The 13,157-nt window shown below is 63.2% G+C and carries 13 protein-coding genes; 9 read left to right on the plus strand and 4 right to left on the minus strand.

The window, feature by feature from the left end; all coding sequences use genetic code 11:
• On the plus strand, nt 1-767 hold a 767-nt coding region (locus RO069_RS04225), incomplete at its 5' end, for a DUF3108 domain-containing protein (RefSeq protein ID WP_328185482.1).
• Nucleotides 768-783: 16 nt separating this feature from the next.
• Here RO069_RS04225 and RO069_RS04230 read toward each other — a convergent pair.
• From RO069_RS04230 to apbC, 4 genes are all read right to left on the minus strand, one after another.
• A complete protein-coding gene (locus tag RO069_RS04230; protein ID WP_328185483.1) occupies nt 784-2,049 on the minus strand; it encodes a valine--pyruvate transaminase in 1,266 nt (421 codons plus the stop codon).
• A gap of 55 nt (nt 2,050-2,104) precedes the next feature.
• Nucleotides 2,105-2,719 carry a YjaG family protein gene (locus RO069_RS04235; RefSeq protein WP_328185484.1) on the minus strand — a complete coding sequence of 205 codons (615 nt, stop codon included), beginning with the start codon at nt 2,717-2,719 and terminating at the stop codon, nt 2,105-2,107.
• A 121-nt stretch (nt 2,720-2,840) separates the two neighbouring features.
• Entirely contained in the window at nt 2,841-3,407 is a 567-nt protein-coding gene (gene dcd, locus RO069_RS04240) for a dCTP deaminase (protein WP_328185485.1), read from the minus strand.
• Between the two features lie 102 nt (nt 3,408-3,509).
• A complete protein-coding gene (gene apbC / locus RO069_RS04245; RefSeq protein ID WP_328185486.1) occupies nt 3,510-4,610 on the minus strand; it encodes an iron-sulfur cluster carrier protein ApbC in 1,101 nt (366 codons plus the stop codon).
• A 179-nt stretch (nt 4,611-4,789) separates the two neighbouring features.
• On the opposite strand from apbC, the gene metG reads away from it, so the two are divergent.
• Genes metG through nth form a run of 8 tightly spaced genes read left to right on the plus strand, consistent with a single transcriptional unit; the run spans nt 4,790 to nt 12,943 of the window.
• Nucleotides 4,790-6,829: a methionine--tRNA ligase gene (gene metG, locus RO069_RS04250; protein ID WP_328185487.1), complete on the plus strand. Its 2,040-nt coding sequence runs from the start codon at nt 4,790-4,792 to the stop codon at nt 6,827-6,829.
• A gap of 19 nt (nt 6,830-6,848) precedes the next feature.
• On the plus strand, nt 6,849-7,430 hold the full coding sequence (rsxA, locus tag RO069_RS04255; RefSeq protein WP_328185488.1) for an electron transport complex subunit RsxA: 582 nt from the start codon (nt 6,849-6,851) through the stop codon (nt 7,428-7,430).
• 13 nt (nt 7,431-7,443) lie between these two features.
• A complete protein-coding gene (gene rsxB, locus RO069_RS04260; RefSeq protein ID WP_328185489.1) occupies nt 7,444-8,022 on the plus strand; it encodes an electron transport complex subunit RsxB in 579 nt (192 codons plus the stop codon).
• Entirely contained in the window at nt 8,022-9,836 is a 1,815-nt protein-coding gene (gene rsxC / locus RO069_RS04265; RefSeq protein WP_328185490.1) for an electron transport complex subunit RsxC, read from the plus strand. Before rsxB ends, rsxC begins: the two co-directional genes overlap by 1 nt.
• Nucleotides 9,833-10,879: an electron transport complex subunit RsxD gene (rsxD, locus tag RO069_RS04270; RefSeq protein WP_328185491.1), complete on the plus strand. Its 1,047-nt coding sequence runs from the start codon at nt 9,833-9,835 to the stop codon at nt 10,877-10,879. Before rsxC ends, rsxD begins: the two co-directional genes overlap by 4 nt.
• Nucleotides 10,880-10,883: 4 nt before the next feature.
• Nucleotides 10,884-11,561 carry an electron transport complex subunit RsxG gene (gene rsxG, locus RO069_RS04275; protein WP_328185492.1) on the plus strand — a complete coding sequence of 226 codons (678 nt, stop codon included), beginning with the start codon at nt 10,884-10,886 and terminating at the stop codon, nt 11,559-11,561.
• Nucleotides 11,561-12,277, plus strand: coding sequence for an electron transport complex subunit E (locus RO069_RS04280; protein ID WP_328185493.1), 717 nt, complete (start codon nt 11,561-11,563; stop codon nt 12,275-12,277). The genes rsxG and RO069_RS04280 overlap by 1 nt, the downstream gene beginning before the upstream one ends.
• A 24-nt stretch (nt 12,278-12,301) precedes the next feature.
• Entirely contained in the window at nt 12,302-12,943 is a 642-nt protein-coding gene (nth, locus tag RO069_RS04285; RefSeq protein ID WP_328185494.1) for an endonuclease III, read from the plus strand.
• Nucleotides 12,944-13,157: the final 214 nt, after the last annotated feature.

A 13,157-nucleotide genomic window follows, 5' to 3' on the forward strand; every position in this document is an offset into this window, starting at 1 on the left:
GCCTCAAAGTGGGACGCTCTCGCCTGGCGCGATTTCTACCGCGCAGACTCCTAGCGTTACTGCTTGTCGCAAGCGCCACGACCCTGGCCATGGATGAGCCACCGGAAGCCTCCGACCAGCCCCCTGCCCTGACCCCCATTTCCGCCACCTATGGCGCCACCATGGACAAGGGGCTGTCCATTGACGGCTCCGCCACCCGCACCCTGGAGCAGCAACCGGATGGTAGCTGGCTCTACCGCTTCGACGTGGATTCCTTCATCGCCGACATCACCGAATCCGTGACCTTCAATTGGGAAAACGGCCGCGTCCGGCCCATGGAATATCGCTACGCCCTGAAGGGACTGATGATACGGGACCGCAGCCGGGCCCTGAACTTCAACCACGCCGCCAACACGGTCAGCGGCAGTTATGAGGGTGAGAGCTTCAACATACCGATGGTGGAGGACGCCCTGGACCCCCTGGGATACCAGCTACAGCTGCAACAGGACCTGAAGGCGGGCAAGACGGACATGACCTATGCCGTGGCCGACGACGGCGATTTTGACGAGGACCGTTTTGCCGTTATCGGGGAGGAAACCCAGGACACACCCTTTGGGGAGCAAAAGACCGTCAAGGTCGAGAAGGTCCGGGAAGCGGACAGCAAGCGGTCGACCCTGATGTGGTTCGCCCCGGACCTGGACTACCTGCTGGTGAGACTGGTGCAGGTGGAACCGGACGGCAGCCGCTATGAAGTGAACCTGAAAGACGCCGATCTCGCCACCCAGTAATGACCACGCCGGGCGGTTACCCCAGCTCCGCCCAGATCGTCTTCACCTCATCCGCGATCCGCCGCATGCCCTCGGCCACCTGTTCATCGTCCTGGGAATAGGTCACCCGGATGCATTCGTGGCGGTGACGCCAGTCGTTCTCCGGCAGGCCGGGAAAGAAATAATGGCCCGACACCACCAGCACGCCACGGGCCTTGAGCCGTTGGTACAGTTCAAGGCTGGATACCGGCAGATCCGGAAACCAGAACCAGAGGAACATGGCCCCCTCGGGCTTGTGCACATACCAGCGGCAGTCATCTCCCATCGCATCGGTAAACGCCCTCACCGCCCGCTCCATCTTGGCGTGGTAGAACGGACACACCACCTCGCGGCTCAGGGACAGGATCTCACCACTGCGCACCAGGGGCTCCGCCAGCATGGCCCCGAAGCTGCCGGTGGCCAGGTTCATGATGGCGTTGATGCCTGACAGGGCCTTGATGATCCCGGGCGCCGCGATCACGATCCCGGTACGGGCCGCCGGCAACCCCAGCTTGGACAGGCTCAGGCAGAGGATCACCTGCTCGTTCCAGCGCGGCTGCGCCTCCACATACAGAAGGCTCGGGAAGGGCGTTCCGTAGGCGCCGTCCACGATCAACGGCACGTCCTGGCTGCGGGCGAGGACTTCCAGGCGCTCCAGCTCCTCGTCGGTCACCACGTTGCCGGTGGGATTGGTGGGCCGGGAGACACAGATGGCGCCGGTCTCCGCCGTGACTTCCACGGCATCGAAATCCACCCGGTACTTGAACTCGTGTGGGCCGGTGAAGCTGATTTCCGGCTCCACGGCCCGGAACAGTTCCGGCGCAATACCGGCGTCGGCATAGCCGATGTATTCCGGTGCCAGGGGCAGCAGGATATGCCTGTGGCTGCCGTCGTCAAAGTCGCCGCCAAACATGTTGAACAGCATGAAGAAGGCCGCCTGGCTGCCGTTGGTCAGGGCGATGTTGTCTGCCGTCAGGCCCCAGCCATATTCCCGGTTCAGCAGATCTACCAGCGAGGCAATAAACCGCTTTTCTCCCTGGGGTGGATCGTAGATGCCCACCAGGCGCTTCATGGCCTCCGGATCCCGGGTCATGTCTGCCAGGATAGCCGTCAGTCGGTCCTGCATCTCCGGTACCTGGCCCGGGTTGCCACCACCCATCATGATCATGTCGTCACCGGACGCCAGGGCATGGCCCAGATCGTCCATCAGCGAGGTGATGCCGGAGTCGGCGGTAAACTTGCGGCCAAAAGCAGAGAGTTTCATGACAGCTTCACCTGGTTTCTCGTGTAGCGGGTGCGGGGCCAGGGCAGCAGCCCGGTCAGGCGTCGGGTTCGTCGTCCGCCAGGGTGATACCCAGGTTGCTGACGCCGTCATTGACCGCCAGCTCCCTCAGTTCCTGGATATAGCGTTCCTTCGGCACCCGCTGGCGTTTCAGGCTGAGGATCAGGTCCCGCTGGAACATCTTGTCTTCCTTCATCAACGGGTGACCGTCCAGCAGACGGACCAGTTCACTCTCGTCCAGGTCTTCCCCTTCCGAGAATGTGATGAAGTTCATCACTGTGCCGGTGGCCACCTGGGAGGCCTCGGTGGCCCGGTGTTTGCCCGGGTTCAGGCGGCTCAGCAGCGCCTCTTCCAGCAACCGGCAGAAATCGAAGGCCGGGTAGACGCCGTAGGCGTCGTAGGCTTCCACCTCGGGGCACAGGCTCTCCAGCTTGGCCAGTAACTGGGGAATCAGGTTTTCGGCGGCCTTGTTGTCGAACAGGTCCCAGCCGGCATCCAGCAACTGGCGCATCTTGCCCCCGGCCTTGGCCCCGATGGCCTCGCTGAACAGCGCGTAGTTGGGGAAGGCCCTCTCCGCCAGGGCCAGCAGGAACGCCGTCTGGCGCCAGCCCTGGAGCTGCTCCACCGCCTTCAGAAACTGGTTTGCGTTCACGTATGGCTCCCGTTACTACTATCATTTAAGACCATGACCCCGGGAAACGGCGAGTCATGCTGCTCCACAACGAAAAAGCGGGCCTCCAGAGACCCGCCATGGCACCGGACCAGGGTCCCGATCAGGTCTTGGGCAGGGTGACTCCGGTCTGCCCCAGGTACTTACCACCCCGGTCCTTATAGCTGGTCTCGCACTCCTCGTCGGACTCGAAGAACAGCATCTGGGCGACACCCTCATTGGCGTAGATCTTCGCCGGCAGGTTGGTGGTGTTGGAGAATTCCAGGGTCACCTGTCCTTCCCACTCCGGCTCCAGGGGCGTCACGTTGACGATGATACCGCAACGGGCGTAGGTGGACTTGCCCAGGCAGATGGTAAGCACCCGGCGGGGAATGCGGAAATACTCCACCGTGCGCGCCAGTGCGAAGGAGTTGGGCGGGATAACGCACACATCGCCGGTGTAGTTGACGAAGCTGTTGTCGTCGAAATTCTTCGGATCCACCGTGGCGGAATGCACGTTGGTGAAGATCTTGAACTCATTGCTGCAGCGCACGTCGTAGCCGTAGCTGGAAGTACCGTAGGAGATCACCCGCCCGCGGGAGGTTTCCCTTACCTGGCCAGGTTCGAAGGGCTCGATCATGCCCTCTTCTTCCGCCATGCGGCGAATCCACTTGTCGGCTTTGATGCTCATTGATGCGGTCTCTTTCCTGTCGCTACGCTGGTACGTGGTCAGCCCTGTAAACGGGGCGCCATAGTTTACCCGTATGTGTGCCCGGCGGCAAAAATCCCCGACTCAATCATCGCTGATGGAGATACTGGGGATGGGACCGCTCTGGTTGCGGGCACGGGTCGACAGGTTGGCGGACAGCCGACGGGCGATGTCCCGGTAACGGCGGGCCACCTCCGAATCCGGCTCAGCCACCACACTGGGATTGCCACCGTCGGTCTGCTCGCGGATGGTCAGGTGCAGGGGCAACTGACCCAGCAGCTCCGTCTGATAATCGTTGGCAACCCGCTCGCCACCCCCTTCACCGAACAGGGGCTCTTCATGGCCGCAGTTGCTGCAAATGTGGATGCTCATGTTCTCCACCACACCCAGCACCGGGATATCCACCTTGCGGAACATCTCGATACCCTTCTTGCAGTCCAGCAGGGCAATGTCCTGGGGCGTGGTCACCACCACGGCGCCGGTCACCGGCACTTTCTGGGCCAGGGTTAGCTGGATATCACCGGTCCCCGGGGGCATGTCCACCACCAGGTAGTCCAGCTCCTTCCACAGGGTCTGGGTCAGCAGTTGCTGCACGGCCCCGCTGACCATGGGCCCACGCCACACCATGGGAGTCTTGTCGGTGACCAGGAACGCCATGGACATGGTCTGCACGCCATGGGCCTCCACCGGCAGGAAATACTTGTTGCCCTCGGTCTTCGGGCGCTGCCCCTCCGGGATGCCCATCATCATGCCCACGCTGGGGCCGTAGATATCGGCATCCAGGATACCCACGGTGGCCCCCTCGGCCGCCAGGGCCAGGGCCAGGTTCACCGCCGTGGTGGACTTGCCGACACCACCCTTGCCGGAGGCCACGGCAATGATGTTCTTCACGCCGCCAATGGATTCCAGGTCCCGCTGGGCCTTGTGGGCATGGATCTTCTGGCTGACCTGCACCTCGGCACCGGTCACGCCATCGACGTTCTCCAGGCTGTTGGCGACGATCTGCCGCAGGCCGCCGGCAATGCCTTCGCTGGCATAGGGCAGCTGCACGGTGAGCGTCACCTGCCCCGAGTCGTCCACCTCCAGGGCCTTGACGGCGTCGAGTTCGTAAAGGTCCTTTTCCAGGTACGGGTCGCGGTATTCACGAACCGCGGACTCAAGGGCTGCGCGGGAAATCTCGGCCATGGTGTGCTCCGTGGATCAGGGTTCCGGGCACAACGGGGAAAACAGCGCCCGGGAAGATGAAAAGTAATGGCATGGAAGGTATCATTTGTGCCCGTTTCTGACCATACGGAGCTTTCCGGGGACCTCTGAGGGCCTTCCGGAGGCTTTCTCACAAAGATCACCAAGGTTCGGACATCACCATGACGCAAGCGAGTGCCAAACAGCGCGATATCCTGGTTACCAGTGCCCTGCCCTATGCCAACGGGCCGATCCACCTGGGTCACCTGCTGGAATACATTCAGACCGATATCTGGGTGCGCTACCAGAAGATGCGTGGCCACAACTGCTATTACGTTTGCGCCGACGATGCCCACGGTACCGCCATCATGCTGCGGGCCGAGCGGGAGGGCATCAGCTCCGAACAGCTGATCGACCGTATCCGGGAGGAGCACCAGGAGGACTTTGCGGGTTTCAACATCCGCTTTGACAACTATTACTCCACCCATTCCGACGAGAACCGGCAGTTTTCCGAGTACATCTACCACAAGCTCAAGGAAAACAACCACATCGCCACCCGCCAGATCACCCAGTTCTTCGACCCGGAGAAGGAGATGTTCCTGGCGGACCGGTTCATCAAGGGCACCTGTCCCAAGTGCAAGACCGACGACCAGTACGGCGATAACTGTGAGGCCTGTGGCGCCACCTATACCCCGGCGGAACTGATCAACCCCCGCTCCGCCGTCTCCGGTGCCACCCCGGTGGAGAAGCAGTCCGAACACTATTTCTTCAAGCTGCCGGACTTCGAGGATTTCCTGCGCAAGTGGACCCGCAGCGGCACCCTGCAGGAGCAGGTGGCCAACAAGCTCGCCGAATGGCTGGACGCCGGCCTGCAGGAATGGGACATCAGCCGTGACAAGCCCTACTTCGGGTTCGAGATCCCGGATGCCCCGGGCAAGTTCTTCTATGTCTGGCTGGACGCCCCCATCGGCTACCTGGCCAGCTTCAAGAACCTGTGCAACCGTGAAGACATTGATTTCGAGCACTTCTGGAAGGCGGATTCCGACGCCGAGGTCTATCACTTCATCGGCAAGGACATCATCAACTTCCACGCCCTGTTCTGGCCCGCCATGCTCCACGACGCCGGCCTGCGCACACCCACAGCGGTCTGGGCCCATGGCTTCGTCACCGTCAACGGCAAGAAGATGTCCAAGTCCCGGGGCACCTTCATCATGGCCCGCACCTACCTGGATCACCTGAATCCGGAGTACCTGCGCTACTACTTCGCCGCCAAGCTGACGTCCGGCGTCGACGATATGGACCTGAACCTGGAGGACTTCGCGGCCCGGGTCAATTCCGACCTGGTGGGCAAGGTGGTGAACATCGCCAGCCGCAGTGCCGGGTTCATCACCAAACGCTTCGACGGTCGCCTGGGCCGGGTCACCGAGCAGGACAAACTGAAGACCTTTATCGACGCCGGCGAGGAAATCGCCGATTTCTACGAGGCCCGCGAGTTTGGCCGCGCCATGCGCCGTATTATGGAACTGGCGGACATTGCCAACCAGTACGTCAACGACGAACAGCCCTGGGTGATCGCCAAGCAAGAGGGGCAGGACGACAACCTGCAGGCCATCTGCACCAACGCCATCAACATGTTCCGGCTGCTGATGACCTACCTGGCCCCGGTGCTGCCGAAGACCGCCGATGGCGCCGAGAGCTTCCTCAACGCCCGGCTGGACTGGAACAACCGGAACGATTTGCTGGAAGACCACCCCATCGACAAGTTCAAGCCACTGATGAACCGGGTGGACATGGCCCAGATCGAGAAGATGATCGATGCCTCGAAGGAGGAAATGTCCACCGCTACCGGGCAGCCGGCGACACAGGCCGCAGACAGCAACCTGGAGCCAGTGGCGGACGAGATTGAGTTCCCGGATTTCGCCAAGGTGGACCTTCGGGTGGCGAAGATCGTCAAGGCCGAGCATGTGGAAGGTGCCGACAAGCTGCTGCGCCTGACCCTGGATATCGGCCATGGCGAGCGCAATGTCTTCGCCGGCATCAAGTCCGCCTACCAGCCCGAGGAACTGGAAGGCCGGATGACGGTCATGGTAGCCAACCTCAAGCCCCGCAAGATGAAGTTCGGTCTGTCGGAAGGCATGGTGCTGGCGGCGGGCCCCGGGGGCGAGGACATTTTCATTCTGTCACCCGATTCCGGTGCCACCCCCGGCATGCGGGTGATGTAACCATCGGAGCACCGGGCGGATGAGCGAATACCTGCTGATCCTGGTCAGCACCATACTGGTGAACAACTTCGTGCTGGTACAGTTCCTGGGCCTGTGCCCCTTCATGGGCGTGTCCGGCAAGCTGGAGACCGCCATGGGCATGTCCCTGGCCACCACCTTCGTGCTGACCCTGGCCTCGGTGTGCAGCTACCTGGCCTACACCTACCTGCTGGCCCCGCTGGACCTGATGTTCCTGCGCACCATCACCTTTATCCTGGTGATCGCGGTGGTGGTGCAGTTCACCGAGATGGTGGTGCGCAAGACCAGCCCCCTGCTGTACCGGGTGCTGGGCATCTTCCTGCCGCTGATCACCACCAACTGCGCGGTGCTGGGTGTGGCCCTGCTGAACATCAACCGGCAGAACAACTTTGTCGAGTCCGTGCTCTATGGCTTTGGCGCCGCCGCCGGGTTCTCCCTGGTGCTGGTGCTGTTCGCCGCCATGCGTGAACGCATCGCCGTGGCCGATGTGCCGGTGGCCTTCCGGGGCGCCGCCATCGGCATGGTGACGGCCGGGCTCATGTCCCTGGCCTTCCTTGGTTTTACCGGCCTGGTGGGCGTCTGACGGAGGCAATGTCATGTGGACCGGTATTCTCATAGCCGTTGCGGTATTGGTGGCCCTGGCCGTGGTGTTCGGTGCCCTGCTGGGCTATGCCGCAGAACGCTTCCGGGTGGAGGGCAACCCCATCGTCGAGCAGATCGACGCCCTGCTTCCCCAGACCCAGTGCGGCCAGTGCGGGTTCCCCGGCTGTCGCCCCTACGCCGAATCCATTGCCGATGGCGACGCCATCAACAAGTGCCCGCCCGGCGGTGACGCCACCATCAAGGCCCTGGCGGACCTGCTGGACGTGGAGCCACAGCCGCTGGATGCGGAGCATGGCGTGGAGCAGGAGAAACGGGTGGCGGTGATCCGCGAGGACGAGTGCATCGGCTGCACCAAGTGCATCCAGGCCTGCCCGGTGGACGCCATCCTTGGCGCCGCCAAGCACATGCACACGGTGATCGAAAGTGAATGCACCGGCTGCGACCTGTGCGTGGAGCCCTGTCCGGTGGACTGCATCGACATGGTCACCGTGGACGAGGACATCCGGACCTGGACCTGGCAACCACCAAAGCCGGCGATCATCGCCACCGATCGCCAGGGAGTGAGCGCCTGATGACGCAGTTGTGGAGCTTCCCCGGGGGCATTCACCCGGCAGAGAACAAGCACCAGTCCACCGCCAGGCCCATTCGCCCTGCAGGCCTGCCCGAGCGACTTGTACTGCCCCTGCAACAGCATATCGGCGAGCCGGCGGAGCCGGTGGTGCAACCGGGTGACCAGGTTCTCAAGGGGCAGAAGATTGCCGACGTCACCGCCGGTATGGGTGTGCCTGTACACGCCCCCACCTCGGGCACCATTGCCGGTATCGAGCGGCTACCGGTGCCCCACCCCTCCGGTATGGCGGACTGGTGCATCGTGCTGAAGCCGGACGGCCACGACACCTGGTGCGAACTCACTCCCATCGACGACTACCACCAGATGGACCGGGAAGCGGTACTTGAGCGGATCCGGGATTCCGGTATCAGCGGCATGGGCGGCGCCGGCTTCCCCACCAACATCAAGCTACGCCCGCCCCGGGATCGCAAGGTGGGCACCCTGATCCTCAACGGTGCGGAATGCGAACCCTATATCACCGCCGACGACATGGCCATGCGGGAACGGTCCCACGAGATCCAGCAGGGCCTGAAGGTAATGGCCTGGATACTACGCCCGGAACGAGTGGTCATCGCCATCGAGGACAACAAGCCCGAAGCCATTGCCGCTGTGCGCAAGGCTGCCGAAGGCACCCAAACCGAGGTGGTGGTGATTCCCACCAAATACCCCTCCGGTGGCGAGAAGCAGCTCATCCAGATCCTCACCGGCATGGAGGTACCCAGCGGTGGCATACCGGCGGATATCGGCGTCATGTGCCAGAACGTGGGCACCGCCATGGCCGTGTACCGGGCGGTATTCCGGGGTGAGCCGCTGATATCCCGCATCACCACCATCACCGGTGACGGCGTTTCGGAACCGGGCAATGTGGATACCCTGATCGGCACCCCGATCCAGCACCTGCTGGACGGAGCGGGGCTTGAACCGGGGCGGATCAACCGGCTGATCCTGGGCGGCCCCATGATGGGTTATACCCTGGAGGACACCTCCGTCCCCGTGGTCAAGACCACCAACTGCGTGATCGCCGCCACCGAGGCCGAGTTGCCGACACCGCCGCCGGAACAACCCTGTATCCGCTGCGGCATGTGCGCCGAAGCGTGCCCCATGGACCTGCTGCCCCAGCAACTGTTCTGGCACGCCAAGGCCCAGGATTTCGACCGCGCCGAGCACCTGAACCTGTTCGACTGCATTGAGTGCGGTGCCTGCTCCTACGTTTGTCCCAGTTCCATTCCCCTGGTGCAGTACTACCGCTACGCCAAGGGCGAGATTCGCACCCAGCAGGCGGAACAGATCAAGGCCGACCGCGCCCGGGAGCGCTTCGAGGCCCGCCAGGCACGGCTGGAGCGGGAGCAGGAAGAAAAGGAACAGCGCCGCCGGGAACGGGCCCGCGCCGCCGCCGAGGCCCAGGAGAAGAAAAAAGCCGAGGCCGAGCAGGCGGTGGCCGAGGGCGACGCCACCGACGAACGCTCCGCCAGGGCCGCCATGGTCCAGCAGGCCCTGGCTCGCAAGAAGGCGGCGCCGGCCGCTGCCGCCGCGGTACCCGCTACGCCCGAAACCACCACCGAAAAGCCGGATATCGGTGCCCTGGAGAAGCAGCTTGAGCAGGCCCGAGGCAAGCTGGAGACCATGGAGGGCATGCTTGAGGAAGCGAAGGCCGGCGGCGCCGACAATGTGGAAAAGCTGGAACGGGCCGTGGCCAAGAATGTGGACCGGGTCCGGCGGGCCGAAGATGCCCTGGCCGACGCCCGCCGACAACTGGAAACGGAGACCGGCGAATGAGCCTGGTGCAGCAGTCCTCCCCCCATGCCCGCCGGGCACGGCCCACCTCCCAGGTGATGCTGATTGTCATCCTGGCGACCCTGCCGGGCCTGCTGGCCCAGACCCTGTTCTTCGGCTGGGGCAACCTGATCAATGTGGTCTGGTGCATCCTGCTGGCCCTGGGGGCGGAAGCCACCATGCTGATGCTGCGGGGCCGGCCGGTGAACTTCTTCCTGCGGGACAACACCGCCGCCGTCACCGGCCTGCTGCTGGGCCTGTCGCTGCCACAATTTGCCCCCTGCTGGGTATCGGCGGTGGCCGTTATCTCCGCCATTGTGCTGGCCAAGCAACTCTATGGCGGCCTGGGCACCAACCCCTTCAACCCCGCCATGGTGGGTTACGCCCTGGTGCTGGTGTCCTTCCCGGTGGCCATGACCACCAACTGGGCTGAGGCGGGCATGCTGACCAACGCTCCCGGTTTCGGCGAGACACTGAACATCATCTTCACCGGGCAACAGACCACGGTGGATGCCTACACCATGGCCACGCCCCTGGATGAGTACAAGCACAAGATTGCCACCCATACTGCTGTCGAAGTACTGCAACACCCCACCTTTGGTGCCGGTGTGGCCCGGGGCTGGGAGTGGGTGAACGGTGCCTTCCTGCTGGGAGGGCTGGCCCTGGTGGCACTGCGCATTGTCACCTGGCATATTCCGGTCAGCCTGCTGGCCGCCCTGGCACTGATGAGTCTGGCCTTTGGCGCCAACGAGGACCAGTACGCCCCGCTGTCCATGCACCTGCTGGCGGGGGGCACCATGCTGGGCGCCTTCTTCATTGCCACCGACCCCGTCTCCGCCGCCACCAGCCACCAGGGCAAGCTGATCTATGGCGCCTGTATCGGGATGCTGATCTACATCATCCGTGCCTGGGGCAACTACCCGGATGCCGTGGCCTTCAGCGTACTGCTGATGAACTTCGCGGTGCCCTTCATCGACCACTACACGCCACCCCGCACCTACGGCCATCACAAGCCGCGCCGGGGCATTCCGGGCAAGACGGGGTAACGGCATGGCAGCTCTCGCGCAATCCATCCGTCGCAGCGCTATCGGCCTGGGCCTGTTCGCCATCATTACTGGTGGTACCATCGCCCTCACCCAGCAACTCACCAAAGACCGGATACAGGAACAGGTGGCACGGGCGGAAGCCGGCGCCCTCTACGAGATCATTCCGGAATCGGCCCATGACAACGACCTGCTACAGGATACCGTCACCCTGCCGCCCGGAAGCCGCCTGGCCATTGACGGTCCCCTCAAGGGCTGGGTGCCCAGGCAGGACGGCAAGCCGGTGGGACTGATCCTGCCGGCGGTGGCTCCGGACGGCTACTCCGGCGACATCCACTTGCTGGTGGGCATCAACCTTCAGGGTGAGGTGCTCGGGGTCCGGGTCACCAGTCACCGGGAAACCCCGGGCCTGGGAGACCGTGTGGAGCTCAGGAAATCCAACTGGGTGCTGTCCTTCGAGGGGCGCTCCCTGGAAAACCCCGAGCCCCGGAACTGGGAGGTCAAAAAGAATGGCGGTGTGTTCGACCAGTTTACCGGTGCCACCATCACGCCTTCGGCCGTGGTCAACGCTGTGCAGGATACGCTGGTGTATTTTCGCGAGCATCGTGAGACCATCCTGACCACCGTTGACGCCGATGACATCCGTACCAGCGACGAACCACAACCGCACCGGGAGGAGGGCTGATGAGTACCAAGACCAGCGCCGAGATCATCCGCGACGGCCTCTGGACCAACAACCCGGCCCTGGTGCAGGTGTTGGGGCTGTGCCCCCTGCTGGCGGTGACCAGCACAGTGGTGAACGCCATCGGCCTGGGCATTGCCACCCTGCTGGTGCTGATGGGCTCCAACCTGGCGGTGTCCCTGATCCGCAACTTTGTCAGCCCCTCGGTGCGACTGCCGGCGTTCGTGATGATCATCGCGTCCTTCGTGACCTGCGCGGAGTTGCTGATGCAGGCCTATACCTACGAGCTCTACCAGATCCTCGGTATCTTTATTCCGCTGATCGTCACCAACTGCGCGATCCTGGGCCGGGCCGATGCCTTTGCCTCCAAGGTTCCCCCTCTGCCCGCCCTGCTCGATGGCGCCATGATGGGGCTGGGTTTCCTGGGGGTGCTGATCGTCCTGGGGGGCATGCGGGAACTGATTGGCCAGGGCACCCTGTTTACCGACATGCACCTGCTGCTGGGGCCCATGGCCGCGGACTGGACCGTCCAGGTGTTCCGGAACTATCCGGACATGCTGTTCATGGTACTGCCGCCGGGAGCATTCGTGGGCCTGGGTCTGTTGATCGCCCTCAAGAATGGCATCGACACCAGACTGGAGGAGCGGCGCAAGGCCCGCGCCACCGATACCGTGGCCGCCGGCAGCAAGCGGGTCCGGGTAACCGGCCATATTTCCTGACCACCGACGTACCGATCAGGCCCTATGAACAAGCAGAAACGCGTTGAGATCTTCACCCGGCTGCGGGATGCCAACCCCAGCCCCACCACGGAGCTGAACTACAGCACCCCGTTTGAACTGCTGATTGCGGTGATCCTGTCCGCCCAGGCCACGGACGTGGGGGTCAACAAGGCCACCGCCAAGCTCTACCCGGTGGCCAACACCCCCGAAGCCATCCTGGCCCTGGGCGTGGACGGCCTGAAGGAATACATCAAGACCATCGGTCTGTTCAACAGCAAGGCGGAGAACGTGATCAAGACCTGCCGTGCACTGATCGAAAAGCACAACGGCGAGGTCCCCAGTACCCGCGAAGACCTGGAAGCCCTGCCCGGCGTGGGCCGGAAAACCGCTAACGTTGTGCTCAATACCGCCTTCGGCCAGCCGGCCATGGCCGTGGATACCCATATCTTCCGGGTCTCCAACCGCACCGGTATTGCCCCCGGCAAGAACGTACTGGAAGTGGAAAAACGGCTGATGCGCCTGGTACCGAAGGAATTCCTGCTGGATGCCCACCACTGGCTGATCCTCCACGGCCGCTACACCTGCACCGCCCGCAAGCCCAGGTGCGGCGCCTGCATTATCGAGGATCTCTGTGAGTTCCGGTACAAGCGGGATTATATGGAGTAGCCAACCCTTCAAGGACATGAGTTCTGGAGCACAGGCACAGGGCCGGGAGGCTTTTCTTACGGAAAAACCTCCCGGCCCCATGCCTCCGAAACCTGTGCAATCCTCAGCAATGACCGTGGAGGCCTGCGCTATTGCCCGGGGCCGAGGGGTGGGGGTGCTTTTCTGCAGGGAAACGTTGTCTGAGCGAAGCGAGTTTGACGTTTTCCGGAAGAAA

Source organism: Marinobacter sp. OP 3.4 (assembly GCF_036224885.1).
GTDB lineage: Bacteria > Pseudomonadota > Gammaproteobacteria > Pseudomonadales > Oleiphilaceae > Marinobacter.

What these genes read in the sequence shown, in the direction of transcription:
- RO069_RS04230 (WP_328185483.1), bottom strand. Translation starts at nt 2,049, where the DNA reads ATGAAACTCTCTGCTTTTGGCCGCAAGTTTACCGCCGACTCCGGCATC.
- dcd (WP_328185485.1), bottom strand. Translation starts at nt 3,407, where the DNA reads ATGAGCATCAAAGCCGACAAGTGGATTCGCCGCATGGCGGAAGAAGAG.
- apbC (WP_328185486.1), bottom strand. Translation starts at nt 4,610, where the DNA reads ATGGCCGAGATTTCCCGCGCAGCCCTTGAGTCCGCGGTTCGTGAATAC.
- metG (WP_328185487.1), top strand. Translation starts at nt 4,790, where the DNA reads ATGACGCAAGCGAGTGCCAAACAGCGCGATATCCTGGTTACCAGTGCC.
- rsxA (WP_328185488.1), top strand. Translation starts at nt 6,849, where the DNA reads ATGAGCGAATACCTGCTGATCCTGGTCAGCACCATACTGGTGAACAAC.
- rsxB (WP_328185489.1), top strand. Translation starts at nt 7,444, where the DNA reads ATGTGGACCGGTATTCTCATAGCCGTTGCGGTATTGGTGGCCCTGGCC.
- rsxC (WP_328185490.1), top strand. Translation starts at nt 8,022, where the DNA reads ATGACGCAGTTGTGGAGCTTCCCCGGGGGCATTCACCCGGCAGAGAAC.
- rsxD (WP_328185491.1), top strand. Translation starts at nt 9,833, where the DNA reads ATGAGCCTGGTGCAGCAGTCCTCCCCCCATGCCCGCCGGGCACGGCCC.
- rsxG (WP_328185492.1), top strand. Translation starts at nt 10,884, where the DNA reads ATGGCAGCTCTCGCGCAATCCATCCGTCGCAGCGCTATCGGCCTGGGC.
- RO069_RS04280 (WP_328185493.1), top strand. Translation starts at nt 11,561, where the DNA reads ATGAGTACCAAGACCAGCGCCGAGATCATCCGCGACGGCCTCTGGACC.
- nth (WP_328185494.1), top strand. Translation starts at nt 12,302, where the DNA reads ATGAACAAGCAGAAACGCGTTGAGATCTTCACCCGGCTGCGGGATGCC.